The 15,965-nt window shown below is 43.7% G+C and carries 15 protein-coding genes; 6 read left to right on the plus strand and 9 right to left on the minus strand.

Annotated features, from left to right (window positions below; all coding sequences use genetic code 11):
• Positions 1-50: 50 nt before the first annotated feature.
• On the minus strand, positions 51-749 hold the full coding sequence (locus tag ABIC84_RS25780) for an SMUG2 DNA glycosylase family protein (RefSeq protein ID WP_429265439.1): 699 nt from the start codon (positions 747-749) through the stop codon (positions 51-53).
• Between the two features lie 111 nt (positions 750-860).
• Between ABIC84_RS25780 and ABIC84_RS25785 the strand changes: the two genes are divergently transcribed.
• The 5 genes from ABIC84_RS25785 (at position 861) to ABIC84_RS25805 (ending at position 5,806) form a co-directional block, all read left to right on the plus strand.
• Positions 861-1,604, plus strand: coding sequence for an SDR family oxidoreductase (locus tag ABIC84_RS25785; protein WP_426582859.1), 744 nt, complete (start codon positions 861-863; stop codon positions 1,602-1,604).
• Between the two features lie 97 nt (positions 1,605-1,701).
• Positions 1,702-2,553 carry a glutamate--tRNA ligase family protein gene (locus ABIC84_RS25790; protein WP_426582857.1) on the plus strand — a complete coding sequence of 284 codons (852 nt, stop codon included), beginning with the start codon at positions 1,702-1,704 and terminating at the stop codon, positions 2,551-2,553.
• A 198-nt stretch (positions 2,554-2,751) separates the two neighbouring features.
• Positions 2,752-3,600, plus strand: a complete 849-nt coding sequence (locus ABIC84_RS25795) for a phosphatidylinositol-specific phospholipase C/glycerophosphodiester phosphodiesterase family protein (RefSeq protein ID WP_429265440.1) — start codon at positions 2,752-2,754, stop codon at positions 3,598-3,600.
• A 22-nt stretch (positions 3,601-3,622) separates the two neighbouring features.
• The gene (locus ABIC84_RS25800; RefSeq protein WP_429265441.1) at positions 3,623-4,786 is read left to right on the plus strand and encodes a glycosyltransferase family 4 protein; all 1,164 of its coding nucleotides are present in this window, start codon (positions 3,623-3,625) and stop codon (positions 4,784-4,786) included.
• A 132-nt stretch (positions 4,787-4,918) separates the two neighbouring features.
• Positions 4,919-5,806 (plus strand): PfkB family carbohydrate kinase, encoded by an 888-nt coding sequence (locus ABIC84_RS25805; RefSeq protein ID WP_429265442.1) that lies wholly within the window; start codon positions 4,919-4,921, stop codon positions 5,804-5,806.
• A 249-nt stretch (positions 5,807-6,055) separates the two neighbouring features.
• Here ABIC84_RS25805 and ABIC84_RS25810 read toward each other — a convergent pair whose 3' ends face one another.
• The 8 genes from ABIC84_RS25810 to ABIC84_RS25845 all read right to left on the minus strand — a co-directional run bounded on the left by ABIC84_RS25810 (position 6,056) and on the right by ABIC84_RS25845 (position 14,477).
• The gene (locus tag ABIC84_RS25810; protein WP_429265443.1) at positions 6,056-6,817 is read right to left on the minus strand and encodes a tetratricopeptide repeat protein; all 762 of its coding nucleotides are present in this window, start codon (positions 6,815-6,817) and stop codon (positions 6,056-6,058) included.
• A 1-nt stretch (position 6,818) separates the two neighbouring features.
• Entirely contained in the window at positions 6,819-8,636 is a 1,818-nt protein-coding gene (locus ABIC84_RS25815) for a BatD family protein (RefSeq protein WP_429265444.1), read from the minus strand.
• A 24-nt stretch (positions 8,637-8,660) separates the two neighbouring features.
• Positions 8,661-9,410: a tetratricopeptide repeat protein gene (locus ABIC84_RS25820; RefSeq protein WP_429265445.1), complete on the minus strand. Its 750-nt coding sequence runs from the start codon at positions 9,408-9,410 to the stop codon at positions 8,661-8,663.
• The gene (locus tag ABIC84_RS25825) at positions 9,407-10,447 is read right to left on the minus strand and encodes a vWA domain-containing protein (protein ID WP_129570451.1); all 1,041 of its coding nucleotides are present in this window, start codon (positions 10,445-10,447) and stop codon (positions 9,407-9,409) included. The genes ABIC84_RS25820 and ABIC84_RS25825 overlap by 4 nt, the downstream gene beginning before the upstream one ends.
• A gap of 4 nt (positions 10,448-10,451) precedes the next feature.
• Complete coding sequence (locus ABIC84_RS25830; protein WP_429265446.1) at positions 10,452-11,456, minus strand: vWA domain-containing protein; 1,005 nt, start codon at positions 11,454-11,456, stop codon at positions 10,452-10,454.
• The gene (locus ABIC84_RS25835) at positions 11,453-12,409 is read right to left on the minus strand and encodes a hypothetical protein (RefSeq protein WP_429265447.1); all 957 of its coding nucleotides are present in this window, start codon (positions 12,407-12,409) and stop codon (positions 11,453-11,455) included. Before ABIC84_RS25835 ends, ABIC84_RS25830 begins: the two co-directional genes overlap by 4 nt.
• 17 nt (positions 12,410-12,426) lie before the next feature.
• Positions 12,427-13,302: a DUF58 domain-containing protein gene (locus tag ABIC84_RS25840; RefSeq protein WP_426582837.1), complete on the minus strand. Its 876-nt coding sequence runs from the start codon at positions 13,300-13,302 to the stop codon at positions 12,427-12,429.
• Positions 13,303-13,421: 119 nt separating this feature from the next.
• On the minus strand, positions 13,422-14,477 hold the full coding sequence (locus ABIC84_RS25845; protein WP_426582835.1) for an AAA family ATPase: 1,056 nt from the start codon (positions 14,475-14,477) through the stop codon (positions 13,422-13,424).
• 417 nt (positions 14,478-14,894) lie between these two features.
• Here ABIC84_RS25845 and ABIC84_RS25850 point away from each other — a divergent pair, with 417 nt between their 5' ends.
• Entirely contained in the window at positions 14,895-15,926 is a 1,032-nt protein-coding gene (locus ABIC84_RS25850) for a hypothetical protein (RefSeq protein WP_429265448.1), read from the plus strand.
• The last annotated feature ends 39 nt before the right edge of the window (positions 15,927-15,965 follow it).

The raw sequence follows: 15,965 nt of genomic DNA on the forward strand, positions 1-15,965 counted from the left end.
ATTGATTGGTGCACACAATATAAGTGTTTTACCATGAAATAAGTATCCGTTTACCCCGCAATACTTTCAAAAGCAGCAAGGTACTTATCAATATAAAATTGTTTGCTTGCCGTTTTGTATTGCATGATAAAGCGGGGATGTTCCAATGCTATGATCTCGCCGAAGAAATGATATTCGTCATTTAGCTTGCGCAGGAATGTTTCATTCTTTCCCGTACCAAAACAGAAACATTTTTCGGTATTAATGCCCAGGTCAATCTGCTTGCGGATGTTTTCGATCATGAAATGGTAAACGGCGCGGGTTAACTCCTTGCTGTCATAGTAATTATAATTTTTTTCTTTGCCGCTGGTATTAATACTGGTAAAACCGAGCGGACAAGGGGAGTTGATATAGATCTGCTTATAAAAAGCTTCCGGTCCGCCAAAGGCATTGATCACTTCGTAAACAAATACCGATGATGGCTCGTGCGACATTTTGCCTTCATAATTGATATGACATTCGGAGATCAATCGTTTAGGGTCGGTAAAAGGAATGCCTGTTAAGCCTCCCCCAAACCGGCCCGGGTTAATGCCCAAAATGATGTGGCGCTGCTGATTATCGTTGTAATATTTATGATAAAACTCATCAACAATACGCATAGTTTGCGGATGCTCCTTAAACGGGTTCATAATGCGGATACCTTCGGGTAAAGGATCGCCGGTATAAATTAATTGTTCATTGAATCGGATAATCCGGTCTGCAAGTGTCATAGCTCAAATTTAGCATTATAAATTTTGAAGGCTAATCGCTTTTTACCAAATGGTAAGTGCAGCCGATTGTTTATGGGGGAACTTTGCGGTGTCTAAAAAAGAATAAACATTATGAACAGTCAAATTGAAAACAAATCGTCATTAAATGGCAAAAGGGTAATTATATTGGGAGGTAGTACTGGTATAGGCTTCGCGACAGCAAAAGCTGCTGCTGCCGAAGGTGCAAATGTGGTGATAGTTTCAGGTAATCAAAGCAAGATCAATAACGCTTTAAGTCAATTGCCTGAAGATGCTGAAGGCTACGCCGTGGATCTATCGCATGAGGAAAATATAAAATCATTTTTTGAGCAGGCCGGGAAGTTCGATCACCTGGTTTATACCGCTGCCGAAAACCTTAATTTGAATAATATCGACCAAACAGATATCGAGGCCGCACGTAAGTTCTTTAATCTCCGCTATTGGGGGGCTTATGCTGCTGTCAAGTATGGTGCCCCGTTCATTAATGAGGGCGGCTCGGTAAACCTAACTGGGGGCACGGCGGGAACAAGACCGGCAGCCGGCTGGTCGATAGCCAGCAGCATTTGCGGTGCTATGGAAGGTTTGGTAAGAGCCCTGGCCGTTGAGCTTGCTCCTGTACGCGTAAACGCCGTAATACCCGGTGTAATTGATACTAACCTTTGGGATAGCCTGCCTGCCGAAGATAAAGAAGGGCTTTATAATTGGGCAAAAGATACGTTGTTGCTTGGCCGTGTTGGCCATGCGGATGATGTTGCCCTTGCTTTTGTTTATCTCATGAAACAAAGCTTTGGAACCGGATTGAATTTGGTGGTTGATGGGGGGACGTTGCTGGCATAGCCAATCTTTTCATTCCTCCCCATCTTTTGTATCTTGGCTCGTTCATTAATCATAAAAACAATTGACAATCCCACCGATACATTTTAATAAAACCCGCATGGCACCAACGCCAAGCGGGTTTTTGCATGTGGGCAATGTGCTGTCTTTTTCTATCACCGCGGCATTGGCGCGTAAGCATGGCGCTAAAGTTTTATTGAGGATTGATGACCTCGACCGGGCAAGGGTTAACCGGGAATACCTGACTGATATTTTCGATACGCTACGATTTTTGGAGATCCCCTGGGATGAAGGCCCGCGGGATGCGGATGATTTTGAATCCCAATTCTCCCAAATTCATCGGATGCAGCTGTACAATGAAGCTCTTGATCAATTGGTTGCGGGTGATTTTGTTTTTGCCTGCACCTGTTCCCGCAAACAACTTAGTGAAACTGGAGGTTGCACTTGTTTGGCGAAGCAGTTCCCCCTTAATACCCCCGACGCGAGCTTGCGATTACATACCAATAATGCAGTTTCGTTACAGGTGAAAAACTATGATGGTACTATTATCCAGGCACAACTACCTGTCGAAATGGAAAATTTTGTGGTCAGGAAAAAAGACGGCTTCCCGGCCTATCAGCTTACTTCAATTGTTGACGACCTGTTTTACGGCATTGATCTGATTGTGAGAGGCGAAGATCTACGGGCATCAACACTGGCACAACTTCAACTGGCAACGGTACTGGAGAAGCAGGCTTTTAATGATGCCAGATTTTATCATCATCTACTGTTGCTTGAAGCGGATGGTAAAAAACTATCCAAATCGGCCGGTTCAACATCGATAAGATATTTAAGGCAGGAGGGTAAAAGTGCGGAAGACATATTTATGCTTATCTCAGATTTGTTTGCGCTTCCCGAAAGAGCCACTAACTGGCAGCAGCTTGCCGAATTAATCCTTCGCAGATCCGCATAGCTTACTAACACGTGTTTATAAAATGCATATTTAATATGAATCCGCCTTAATCGAAAAGTGTTGGTTTGTATATTTTAATGTGATGAAAATGTTAAGCCATTTACAATAAATTAAAGCAATTGATGCTTTTACTTTACCATGACATAACTGCCTGTACATATCGGGAGGGTAAATTTGTAGCAACAAATACAAATTACGATGCAAGCAGCATTTTGCCACAAGCACCTGAAATTTCTGTTTTTTGTTATCCTTGCCTTCAGAGCCATTACCTGCCAGGCTCAAAACAGCCCCCTCTCCAAAGGTTTCGCCCATAATGATTACTGGCATAACCGGCCTCTGTATGATGCCCTGGATAACGGTTTTCAAAACGTAGAGGCTGATATTTACCTGCGCGATGACGAATTGCTGGTGGCACATATGCTGCCTGCTTTCCAAAAAAAGCGTACTCTGGAGCAGCTTTATTTAAAGCCATTGTTTAACTGTTACGAAGGCAAAAACAGGGAGGTGGTGTACCCGCTTTCTCCTGTTACGCTGATGATCGATATCAAATCCGACGCTGAAAAAACCTATGCAAAGCTGTCGGAAGTATTAAAGCGCTACGCGCCGATGTTGTCGAGCTATAATAACGGCGAAATAACAGAAGGGAGCGTAACCATTGTGATAACCGGTAATAAGCCTTATAAAATACTTCAGGCGCAAAAACAGCGCTTTGCTTTTATTGATGAAGACCTGATGCAGGTACATACCGATACGCTTTCAAACACTGTTTATAAAACTGCCAGCTGCAAATATTCGCGCCTGATCAGTTGGACAGGTAAAGGCCCCATGCCTGAAGATCAGAAACAACTGCTTCGTGATTACGTAGCCGCTGCGCATCACCATAAAAAACGGGTACGCCTGTGGGCTTCTCCCGAAAACAAGGAAGTATGGAAGGCCTTGCTTGAATGTGAGGTTGACCTGATCAACACCGATAAATTAGCCGAATTAAGAGAGTTCCTGATGATGGGGACGGAACCCGTAAGATATGCGAAGGTGAACACCAAGTAATAACCGCTAATCAGTCAATAAGATGAAAAAGATCAGAGTAGCATTTTTCGCCGAGATACTTATTGAAGATTTTGACGGTGCAATACGCACCATGTATCAGCTCATTAAACGTATTGACCGGAATATTTTTGAATTTCTGTTTGTTTATGGTGCCGGTCCCGACAGTATAGCCGGATTTGAATCATTAAAAGTGCCGGCTTTAACATTACCAATTAATACCGGTTACACCATGGCAATACCTGGCTTGGTGATGAGCGAGCTAAAAGAAGAGATAGATAACTTTTCGCCAGATGTTGTACATATTGCGACACCGTCGCTTTTAGGTAGTTTCGCCTTAAAATATGCTACCCAGCAGGGCTTGCCTGTGATAAGTATCTATCACACACATTTTATTTCATATATCGATTACTACCTGAAACATACCCCATTCCTGATCAATAAGGTTAAGCAAATGATGTCGGAAAGTCACAAGGCTTTTTATAATCAATGCGATCAGGTTTATGTGCCTTCAATTACTATGAAGGAAGAGTTGATTGATATGGGGGTTGATACCTACCGTATGAAACTATGGCAGAGAGGAATAGATACCAGCCTGTTTTCGCCACGGCATAAAAAAAGTTTGCGCTCGCTCACAGGTAATGATAATCCCACCATTTTGTTTGCCAGCCGCCTGGTTTGGGAAAAAAACCTGGAAACCATGTTTGAGATCTATACCATCATGCAGGATAGAAATCCCGAAGTTAACTTCATAATTGCCGGCGATGGTGTTGCGCGGAAGGCCTGCGAGGCAAAGATGCCCAACGCAGTGTTTACTGGTAAGGTAGATCATAAAACGCTTTCGGTATTGTATGCATCGTCAACCCTGTTCCTTTTCCCTTCTGTATCTGAGGCTTACGGTAACGTTGTACTTGAGGCTATGGCATCCGGACTGCCATGCGTTATTGCCAATGGCGGCGGTTCAAAAGATTTTATTGAGCAAGGCATTAACGGTTTTAAATGCGAACCATATAATGCCGGCTGTTATGTAGAGCGGATTGAATTACTGCTTAAGAGCAATAGCCTGAGAGAACAGTTTATTGAAGAGGGGCTTCAATACAGCAGCCGGTTAAGCTGGGAGTACCTGGCATCAGTATATTTTGATGATTTGGCCGAAATGGCGGGTGCGGATGTGTTGAGCATCGTATAAATTCTAAGTAACTCATAAAGTGATTTCCCTGTCACAAAACAGATAACTTGTTGTACACAAAATCCTATTTCTTACATTTGCCGTTTGTTTTTATAATAGGAGCTGAGTATCAAATCATAATAGGGAATTTTCATGTACGATATTTGTTGTGTAGGGCATATTACGTTAGATAAAGTGGTGACACCGCAAGCGGTGAAGCATATGGCTGGCGGTACTTCTTTTTATTTTTCAAACGCCATTCGTAATATGGATGTGAAGTATACCCTGGTTACTTCGCTTGCTTTGAGCGAAATGCCTGTGGTTGAAAAACTACGTAATAAGGGTATCGAGGTACATGCAACAACAGGCGGCGAAACAGTTTACTTTGAAAATATTTACTCTGCTAATCAGGATCACCGCACCCAGCGTGTGCTACAAAAAGCCGATCCTTTCACCATTGAACAACTTAACGAAATTCAGTCTAATGTTTATCATTTAGGCCCCTTACTGGCCGATGATATCTCCGTAGAATTTATAAAGGACCTCGCTCAACGCGGCAAGCTTTCTCTTGACGCGCAAGGCTATCTGCGTAAAGTAGAGGATAAAAACGTAGTGGCTATCGATTGGCCCGAAAAACGTGAAGCCCTGCGGCACATCCACATCCTGAAAGTGAACGAACATGAAATGGAAGTACTTACCGGCATAACTGACATTCATGAAGGTGCTAAAGTGTTGAACGAATGGGGGGTTAAAGAAGTGGTAGTAACCCTGGGCAGTATGGGCTCGGTTATTTATACCGATGGCGTTTATTACCAGATTCCGGCATATAAACCGGTTGAAGTAGTTGATGCCACTGGTTGCGGTGATACTTACATGGCAGGCTATTTATACCAACGCGCCAAAGGGAAGGGTTTCCAGGAGGCCGGCGAGTTTGCTGCTGCTATGGCCAGTTTTAAAATAGAATCATCAGGCCCTTTTACCGGTACCGAAGAAGATGTACTGGAGCTGTTAGCGAAACACAGCATAAAGCCGAAAGCTTAAGGCAAAAAGCATTTTTATTTTTTTGTAATTTCGATAGAGCGGTGGAGGGTAAGAGCTATAGGGCGAAAGAGAAACCTTATACGCTCTGTACTAACGCTTTCATGGTCGCTAAGTAGGGCGTAGGAGATTTCTCCTCACAGCCTTCCGCACAAGCCGCCCTTTGTTCGTCGAAATGACATCGTGGTGAATTAAATTCTATCAGGACTGCAACCTTTCGCCTTTTACCTTTATCCTTTCACCTCCTCAAAACTATATTTCCTTAGCGTCCGAGGCATTGATCCAGCCCTCGTTGCCGCTGGCCAGCCTGATCTTCATCCAGCCGTTGTTATCTTCCAATATTTCAACCTTGGTACCGTCATGGATCAGAAACAGGTTTTTAGCATTGGGCGTTGGCGCGCTTTTTACATTGACAGATGTGCTGAAAATGATTGCGCCATGGTGTGCGTTAAAATATTGATCCTGGCGACTTGCAACAAACATGCTTGCAAAACCGAAAAGCAAGATCACTAAAGCCGAATAAAACGACCATTTTTTAATGCTTACCGAATTAGCGAACCTGTATACGATCAGCAATGCGCATCCTGCAATAATGAATAGGATTGTCATCACTGCCAACGTTGTTAACGAAAAACGGAGAATAAACGAGTGCCACCATTTGGTTATGAAAAACTCGGTACCTGCCTCTACCTTATCGGTTGTTTTTTGATTGGCAAACTGGATATTGAAATTGATATCCTCATCGCCGGGCGAAAGCTTATGCGCCTTTTCATAATACAACAGGGCAGATGGTACATCCTCATTTTTAAAGTAGGCATTGCCCAGATTATAATAAACCAATGCCGACTGGTGCCCGTCATCCACAATTTTCTGGTATGTGGTTATAGCTTCTTTATATTGACCTTTGGCGTACTGGTCGTTCCCTTTTTTTAACAGGATGTTAGCTTCATCGTTAGCTAATGCATATATAGGCATAACGATGATGAGCAGTAGATATATAATGCGCTTCATCATGTCATATTTTATTTTCAATGTTATTGATCATGTTTTGTGCCTTATCAAACACCTGCTGCTCGGTAATGCCTGATACCGGGGCATAACGCGCCATTTCGCAAAGATCGAGTGTGTCCAACATCTCATTAATGAGGCTTTCATCAAGCGAGCGGGCTTTTAGTTCCGAAGCTATCTTTTCGCGGTTAAGATCAGCATAGGGGATATTAAGCTTATCGCTCAGGTAACCATATAAACCGCGGAACAGATTTTCATAAAATGCCTTTTTATCGTTCAATTGCTGTTTGGCACTGGCCAGGTGTTTAGCTGCTACTTTACCTGCTTTACGACTTTTTAAACCAACCACATCTGCGTTGTTTTTATCGCGCCATTTACCGTAAATTAAAGCCCCCAGGAAACCTGCCGGACCTAATATCAGCAGGAAATAATATAATCCCGATCCATAAAAATCGCTGCTTACTTCATTTAGCTCGCTGCCGGTTTTTATGTAACGGATATCATTGCTTAGCACCTTAACATCCTGTTTACCCGCGTTTGAAAAGGCGGTAACATTGCTACCATCGCCGGTACCTTTAGCTACTTTGATATGGAATGCCTGGGTAGTTAAAGTAACATACCTGCCGGTAGCCGGGTTAAAGTATGCGAACTTAACCGGGTCGACAGTAAAATCGCCCTGGTGCCTTGGGATGAGCAGATAAGTGTATTTTCTGCTGCCTGATGACCCGCTGGCATTTATGGTAATGGTATCGGTGATCTTGGGCTCATACTTCTCAAAGTCGGCTGGGAAGGTTGGCGTTATCGGTTTCAACAACTTCAGGTTGCCTGCGCCGCTTACCTTTATGGTGTAATTAATGGCGTCATTAGCCTTTACATCATTTTTATCAAGCGAAGCTTCGATATTAAATTTACCCACAGCGCCGGTAAACTCAGCAGGTTTGCCTGCCAATGGCAATGGTTTTACGTGGATGACAACAGGAGTGCTTTTAATCTTGTACTTCACATCCTCATATCCGCCAAAAAATGCATCGAAGGGGTCGCCTGATGATGAAGCGGCCTGCTGCCTTACTATAAAGTTCATGACAGAAGGCTCAATAGTGATATCACCTTCATGCTCTGGGAACAGTACGGTTTGTTTAATATCGGTTACGTTGTACCGTACACCATTTAAAATCTCGGTGCGCCATTGGGCATTTGGATTGGTGTTTTTGATCTCCTGGCTGTAAAAGCCGTTCAGATCGGGGATTTTTTCGGGTTCGCCGTTGGCGATGTTAACCCGGGTATAAAGGCGCAGGTTCATCATGATCTGCTGACCCATGTAGGCCGTTGTTTTATCTACCTCGGCACGTAAAAACAATGATTTGGAGATATCGCTTACACGTCCTTTTTGAATGTTGCGGCTATCCGGGCCATTGCTGCTTTGTTGCTGAGTTTGCTGGTTAGCCTGCCCGCCCTGGCCTTTTACCACTTTAATTTTAATAGGGGCAGTGCTGTAAGGCCTTCCGCCCGCCATAATAGTAGCAGGGCCGATGGTTAATTCGCCTTCTTTAGTTGGTACAAGATCATACCCGTATGCGATGCTTGCAGAGGTAACGCCATTGATCATGGATATGCTATTGGATACGTTGGGGCCGCCAACCACCTGGAAACCACCAAATGAAGGAGGCGCAAAACGATCGGCATTGGCATTAATAGAAAAAGTAACTTCAAGTACTTCGCCTGTGCCTATGGTGGTTTTATTTACCGATGCCGTGAACTTTACCTGCGCAAAAATCAGGCTTGAGCAACACAGCAGCAGCGTTAATATGGAAAGTTTAATTTTCATTAGTATCTACAAAACAACAAGATTTTACCAATCTTTTGAAATAGGCACCTTAGCACCTTTTAATTTTTTATTTTTAAGCTTATCCTGGGTTTGCTTTTCATCATTGTTAAGGGCATCAAGCATACGCTGGGCGTCATCTTTTGACAACTGGTTAGGCTGTTGTCCCTGCTGATCTTTCTGATCCTGTTTTTGCTTATCCTGATCCTTCTTGTCCTGGTCCTGCTTATTTTTATCCTGATCTTTTTTGTCTTTATCCTTGTCCTTATTGTCTTTGTTATCTTTATTCTTATCCTTGTTTTTGTCCTTATCCTTATTATTCTTATTGCCGCCTTTATTCTTATCCTGCTGGTTTTTCAGCATTTTTTGAGCATAGGCAAGGTTATACCGGGTTTCCTCGTCTTTAGGGTTATTAATGAGGGCCTTTTTATAAGCGTCGATACTTTCCTGGTATTTCTTTTCGGTCAAAAATGAATTGCCGATGTTGTGATAGGCGCCTGCTTTTACATTTTTATCGATGGATGCCGTTGCCAGTTTATTGAACTGCGCCGCTGCATCATCATATTTCTTTTGCTTAAACATGGCATCGCCAAGATTAAAATTACCCTCCAGGGTTTTTTCCTTTTTGCTCATGGCCTGGCGGTAAGCCGCTTCAGCTTCTTTAAACTTTTTTTGCTGATAAAGCTCGTTACCCTGCTTCAGGTATTTTCTTTCCTGCTGGGCAAAAAGAAATGAAGCCTGCAGCACTAATAAAATGGCTATGATATATTGCTTCATGTGTTTTTTACTTCAAATAATTTGATCTTACTCAGGCGCATGTTTTTACGGATGGAAATAAAGAACTCGGCCAATAACAATACAAAAGCAATTGCCAGGAAAAACTGGAACCTGTCTTCAAAATCCTTAAACTGTTTGGTATCCGTCATTTTGCGCTGCACCTTGGCTATCTGGTCCATTACAATGTTGAGGCCGCTATTGGCATTATTGGCACGTACATAAACACCGTTTCCTGCTTCGGCAATCTCCTTGCCCATTTGCTCATTCAGCTTGCTTACTACAGGGTGGCCTGTACTGTCATTATGGAAACCGGTTTGTTTGCCGTTTTGATAAATGGGGATTGGTGCACCTTCTTCCGAACCTACTCCAACTACATTCACCGTAACATTTCTTGCTAAAGCGGCTTTGGCTGCCGATACAGCATCGTCCTCATGGTTTTCACCATCGGTAATAATGATAATGGACTTGCCTGTTCCGTTCTTAAAATCAAACGACTGCATGCCTAAATTAATTGCAGCGCCAATAGCTGTGCCCTGTGTTGGTACCATTTCGGTATTAATGGTATTGAGGAACAGTTTAGCTGCCGCATAATCCGTAGTTACCGGAAGCTGTACATAAGCCTGGCCCGCAAATACAACGATGCCGATACGGTCGTCATGCAGTTTATCAATCAATTGGGATAACGCACGTTTGGCGTTTTCCAAACGGTTAGGGGCAAGGTCTTGCGCCAGCATACTGTTGGATACGTCAAGCAGGATCATCAGATCTGCACCTTTGCGTTTCACCTCTTCGGTTTTTGAACCCAGCTGCGGATCGGCTATGCCCACTATAAGCAGAGCATAGGCCACTATAAAAAAGATAAATTTGATCCATGGGCGTGAAAAGGAAACCTGCGGCATCATTTGCATCACCACTTCCTTATTACCCAAGGAGGCTATGGCTTTACGTTTCCACCAGTTTACCCTCAAAAAAATAAAGAGCAGCAGCGGAATAGCAAGCAATCCCCATAAAAATTCTGTATTTGCAAAACGTAGCATGCTGTTATGTTATAGCTCCCTTAAGCAGGGTGTGTCTTGTTAAAAATTCTAACGATAAAAGCGCCAGCGCAATAATGGCGAACGGCAAAAACCGTTCTGTTTTTTTGCGGTATTGGGTAACGTCTATCTTGGCCTTTTCCAGTTTGTCAATTTGCTCGTAAATATCCTTCAAAGCACTATTGTTGGTTGCCCTGAAGTATTTACCGCCGGTAATTGTGGCGATCTTGCTCAATGTACCCTCATCAATATCAACCTTCATGCGCTGATATTGGATGCCCATTGGAGTTTGAACCGGGTAAGGTGCAAAGCCGTTAGTGCCGATGCCTACTGTATAGACCCTAACACCAAATTGTTTGGCAATTTCGGCAGCGGTAACCGGGGGGATAGAGCCCGAGTTGTTTGAACCATCGGTAAGCAGGATCACCACTTTACTTTTGGCCTCACTATCTTTTAAACGGTTTACAGCCGTAGCCAAGCCCATCCCGATGGCAGTACCGTCTTCAATCATCCCATTTTTGATATCGGCATACAGGTTTACCAGTACTGAGTGATCAATGGTGAGCGGACATTGCGTAAAACTCTCACCACTAAAAACTACCAGGCCTATTCTGTCGTTAGGGCGGTTCTGGATAAAATCAATGGCGATGTTTTTACCCGCCTCAAGCCTGTTAGGCTTAAAATCTTCGGCGAGCATACTGCCGGAGATGTCAGAAGCAATAACAATATCGATGCCCTCAGTAGTAGTATCCTGCCAGCTTAATGACGATTGCGGCCTTGCCAGTGCTACGATCAATGCTGCCATTGCCAATGAGCGTAATATAATGACCAAATGCCTGAAACGGGGCAGCATGCTTTTTGTGATCATGGCAAAACCCCTGATAGTAGGCATAGCCAGGTTACCCTGCAACTGTTTTTGTTTCCAAATGTACCAGCCCACCATAAGCGGGATGCTGATCAGCAGCCAGAAAAAGCCCGGATGAGCAAATTCTATTCCTTTAAACCAAATCATTTTGCCTCATCTCCCTTCACATTTACATCGGTTGGCCTGGCATGGGGTTGTGTATCTTTAATAAAAGTAACGGCGTTTTCCATGCTTTTTTCATTTTCATTGGCCGCGGGTTTCTCTTTGGCAAACTTTACCATATCGGCAAGTATGAGCAATTGCCTTAACAGGTTCCTGTCTTCGCTGGCTATGTCCATGCGCCTTAAGCTGGCAAAGATCTCTTCGGATGTTTGCTCCAGGGCTTGGATGTTGTACCGTTTTTCAAGGTACTCGCGCACCACGTCGCTCAGTTCAATATAATATTGTTTAACCTGGTCATGCTGCCAAAGCTGCTTGTTTTTGATCTCTTCGAGTTTTTGAAGGGCTTGGATATGCAACGGGATATCGGGCTTAACTTCTTCAACAATCACTTCCTTTTTAGGCCGTTTTAACAAATAGTAAGCCACGGCGCCAATAATGATCAAGCCAAGCAATATACCTGTAACCAGCTTCCAGTTATCACGCAGCCAGTCCCAAAAAGTGTATTTAACAGCCAGTGGCTGTTTAATGTCATAGAACGCTTTAGTTGTATCAACGGCAACAGTTCTGACATCAAGATTCAATGTGTCCGTTAGTAAGTCGCCCACCGGCGATTTAAACATGTATGACGGGATGATATAAGTGCCGCTATCGAAAGCAGTAATGGTATAATGCCTGTTGATGGTTTCGATAGATTGATCGCCCTTGTCAAAAGCAGTATCTGCCTTAAAGTTTACAATCCGGATCTTGCCGATGCTGTCGGCCAGTTTAGGAAATCCGATGCTGTCCTTAGCGTGAAAACGAATACTTAAGTTGAGCTGTGTTTGTTCGCCTATCAGGATAGATTTTTTATCCAGTGTAGCTTTAGCCCCAAAGTTTTGTGCCCTGCCTGTTTGGTAAAAGCCTGCAAGCAATACCAACATAGCCAGGGTGTATTTCATATACCTGTTCATATATTTTACCGCCGGCCTTCCCGCTTTTTAAATAATGTCATTAATGGTTTAACGTATGATTCATGTGTGCCAATGGTAGTATAGTCAACCCCCGAGCGGCGAAAAGCATCTTGCAGGGCGGCGTTGCGTTTCACAGCATCCCATTTAAAGGCATCGCGAACAGCCTTATCGCCGGTGTTAACCCACATGATGTGCCCGCTTTCCTCGTCCTTAACCGGGATGAGGCCCAGGTTCGGGAACTCTTCTTCGTGCTTATCGTACAGCTTTACGGCAATGATATCGTGCTTTTTATTGGCGATCTTGAGCTCGTTTTCAAACTCGGGCGTAATAAAGTCAGAGATCACAAAGGCGGTGCATTTCTTTTTAATAACGCTTGTAAAATATTTTAATGCCCCGGCTACGTTGGTCCCTTTATTTTCGGGCTGAAAATTGATCAGCTCGCGAATGATCATTAAAATATGACTACGGCCCTTTTTGGGCGGAATAAACTTCTCGATCTTATCGCTGAAAAAGATCACACCCACCTTATCATTGTTTTGTATGGCCGAAAATGCCAGTACCGCGCAAAGTTCGGTAGCAAGGTCCTGCTTTTGCTGGTTCTGCGTGCCGAAGTTTTCAGACCCGCTCACATCCATCAGCACCATCACGGTAAGCTCGCGCTCCTCATCAAAAACTTTTACGTAGGGGTGGTTAAAGCGGGCGGTCACATTCCAGTCGATGGTACGGATCTCGTCGCCGATCTGGTATTCGCGCACCTCGCTAAAGGCCATACCGCGCCCTTTAAAAGCCGAATGATACTCACCCGAAAACAAGTGGTTACTTAAGCCACGTGTTTTAATCTCAATTTTCCTAACCTTTTTTAGCAGATCCTTGGTTTCCATAGGCGCCCCCCTAAATCTCCCCCCGGAAGGAGAGACTTTTGAATGTCTTAGTTAATTTAATTAAATGCCCTTTTTCTTAAAGCCCTCCCTTCTCATGGGAGGTTTGGGTGGGGCGGCCATTACGGTACCTCAACAGCGTTCAGGATTCCTGTGATAATATCCTCACTGGTGATGTTTTCAGCCTCGGCTTCGTAGCTTAAGCCAACACGGTGCCTTAACACATCGTGGCAAACAGCGCGTACATCCTCCGGGATCACATAACCACGGCGTTTGATAAAGGCATAAGCCTTGGCTGCAAGTGCCAAACTGATACTGGCCCTTGGCGAGGCACCAAATGTGATAAGCGGCTTGTATTTGGCAAGCTTAAACTGATCGGGGAAACGGGTAGCGAAAACAATATCGATGATGTATTGCTCTATCTTTTCATCCATGTAAACCTCGCGAACAATCTGGCGGGCTTTAATGATCTCTTCCGGCTTGATGATAGCGTTTGGCTTATTCATGCCGGCCGGTGAAATGTTGGCGCGCATGATCTTTTTCTCATCCTCTTTATTAGGATATTTGATCACTACTTTAAGCATAAAACGGTCAACCTGAGCTTCGGGCAGGGGATAGGTACCTTCCTGCTCAATAGGGTTTTGAGTTGCCAGTACCAGGAACGGGTCGGGAAGCCTGTACGTGGTATCGCCAATAGTTACCTGACGCTCCTGCATGGCTTCAAGCAACGCACTTTGCACTTTGGCTGGTGCACGGTTGATCTCATCGGCTAAAACAAAGTTGGAGAAGATAGGGCCTTTACGCACAATAAACTCTTCCTTTTTTTGGTTGTAGATCATGGTACCCAGCACGTCGGCAGGGAGCAAATCCGGAGTAAACTGGATCCGGCTAAAATCGGCCTGGATAGCTCTTGACAGGGTATTGATGGCAAGCGTTTTTGCCAATCCTGGTACACCCTCCAATAAAATGTGCCCGTTAGCAAGTAAACCGATGAGCAAGCGCTCAACCATGTAACGTTGCCCAACTATTACCTTATCCATCTCCATGATCAGCAGATCGATAAACGCGCTTTCTCTTTGTATCATTTCATTCAGCGCCCTGATATCGGTTGAATACGATGTTGGAGCTGCCGGAGCTGCTGATGAAACATTTCCAGTGTAACTATTTTGTTCTTCCATTAATTTTTTCGTTTCGGTAGGCAAACTTAAACACCCGCTCAATTTTTCGCCAACTAAAATCCATGCTTAAATGTTAAAAAGTGTTAAATCGTTATATATCGCGGCAGATATATCTGTTTAACACTCACAATGTTTGGTGATAATTGTTAAATCTGGCTCTGTTAAGTCCCAATATACACTATTTAGCCGCTTGTGGTAATATATAACGTGTTAAAGCAGGTTTTATTGATTAGCGTAGGGTTTACATTTATAAATGTTAACTCGCGCTGGTTTACAAACGAGTGCGTAACCTGGGTGTGTTTGCAACGCTAATGGTAATGCGATCGCAAACCATATTAAGCGCTCGTTTACAAACGGACGCGAGGTTAAAATTTCCCGACTTTATTATCTACTTTTAATCAACATTATCCGGGTGATATGAAAAAGAGAAGATTGTTATTTATGCTGGTTGTGACCGTCTTTTCGGCAATGGCCGCAAGGGCACAAAATGTATATAAAAACATCCCTCTACCAAAAGCCATCAACGGTGTGAACGAAGAATTTTCGGGTGTGACCATTTATGGCGGCCGTCTTTACCTCGAACCGCAATACGGCGATCATAAAGAAACAAAATTGGATGGCACATTTAACCTGTATAGCATCTTTGCAGATAGCATCAACCGGGTTATTGACGGACAGGATACAGCATTATCAGCCTATAAAACCATCAGCGTAAAAGGGCTGAATTTGCTGCCCGATTCTGTAAAGGCAAACTATGAAGGCTTTGAAGCTATCAGCATCGCTAATAATACGGTGTTCCTTTCTATAGAAACGGATGATAAATACCCATACTGTTTTGTGCTGAAGGGCAAATTAGATACCGTTAAAGGAGAAGTGATAATTGATCCGGAGCATTTTATTTCCCTGCGGAGATATCCATCCATCAGCAATGCCGGTTTTGAAAGTGTTACCTATCTCCCTAAAGAAAACAAATTGCTGGCTTATTATGAGTTTAATGCCATGCCTAAAGGTGGCTGCGGCTATTTGATAGATACTTCCTTTAGTAAAGCCCCTGAGCAAATTAAAACGCCATTGCTGTATTTCAGGGTCACGGACATTGCGGCAGCCGGTGATGGAAAGATTTACGGTATAAACTATTTTTGGAATGGTGATTATGATGCCTATTTAAATAACGATTGGGTGAAGAAGCCCGAGGCAGCTATAGGTAAACTGATTCCTGAACTTGGGAATAAACTGAGCGCCAATCCTAACTACCTGCACAATAATCCTTACGCAGCGATTGTGATGCTGGATAGCTGTAAAAGTAAGCAGTGGAAATATGTACGTTCATTTGATGGTGTTAAAAATAACTGGGAAGGTATAGCCCTGTTTAAGAAGGGGGTATTGATTGTTACCGACGCCAACAGGAGCAGTAAGCAGGTTTGCAGGCTGGTTTATGTGGATTTTTGAGCAACGACATTTCAATAATAAAAGAAGGCTGTCATGTTG

This window comes from Mucilaginibacter sp. 3215 (genome assembly GCF_050433785.1).
Classification (GTDB): Bacteria; Bacteroidota; Bacteroidia; order Sphingobacteriales; family Sphingobacteriaceae; genus Mucilaginibacter.

Bases quoted from the DNA above. Each gene is read 5' to 3' on its own strand.
- ABIC84_RS25780 (WP_429265439.1), bottom strand. From the start codon at position 749: ATGACACTTGCAGACCGGATTATCCGATTCAATGAACAATTAATTTAT.
- ABIC84_RS25785 (WP_426582859.1), top strand. From the start codon at position 861: ATGAACAGTCAAATTGAAAACAAATCGTCATTAAATGGCAAAAGGGTA.
- ABIC84_RS25790 (WP_426582857.1), top strand. From the start codon at position 1,702: ATGGCACCAACGCCAAGCGGGTTTTTGCATGTGGGCAATGTGCTGTCT.
- ABIC84_RS25795 (WP_429265440.1), top strand. From the start codon at position 2,752: ATGCAAGCAGCATTTTGCCACAAGCACCTGAAATTTCTGTTTTTTGTT.
- ABIC84_RS25800 (WP_429265441.1), top strand. From the start codon at position 3,623: ATGAAAAAGATCAGAGTAGCATTTTTCGCCGAGATACTTATTGAAGAT.
- ABIC84_RS25805 (WP_429265442.1), top strand. From the start codon at position 4,919: ATGTACGATATTTGTTGTGTAGGGCATATTACGTTAGATAAAGTGGTG.
- ABIC84_RS25810 (WP_429265443.1), bottom strand. From the start codon at position 6,817: ATGATGAAGCGCATTATATATCTACTGCTCATCATCGTTATGCCTATA.
- ABIC84_RS25815 (WP_429265444.1), bottom strand. From the start codon at position 8,636: ATGAAAATTAAACTTTCCATATTAACGCTGCTGCTGTGTTGCTCAAGC.
- ABIC84_RS25820 (WP_429265445.1), bottom strand. From the start codon at position 9,410: ATGAAGCAATATATCATAGCCATTTTATTAGTGCTGCAGGCTTCATTT.
- ABIC84_RS25825 (WP_129570451.1), bottom strand. From the start codon at position 10,447: ATGCTACGTTTTGCAAATACAGAATTTTTATGGGGATTGCTTGCTATT.
- ABIC84_RS25830 (WP_429265446.1), bottom strand. From the start codon at position 11,456: ATGATTTGGTTTAAAGGAATAGAATTTGCTCATCCGGGCTTTTTCTGG.
- ABIC84_RS25835 (WP_429265447.1), bottom strand. From the start codon at position 12,409: ATGAAATACACCCTGGCTATGTTGGTATTGCTTGCAGGCTTTTACCAA.
- ABIC84_RS25840 (WP_426582837.1), bottom strand. From the start codon at position 13,302: ATGGAAACCAAGGATCTGCTAAAAAAGGTTAGGAAAATTGAGATTAAA.
- ABIC84_RS25845 (WP_426582835.1), bottom strand. From the start codon at position 14,477: ATGGAAGAACAAAATAGTTACACTGGAAATGTTTCATCAGCAGCTCCG.
- ABIC84_RS25850 (WP_429265448.1), top strand. From the start codon at position 14,895: ATGAAAAAGAGAAGATTGTTATTTATGCTGGTTGTGACCGTCTTTTCG.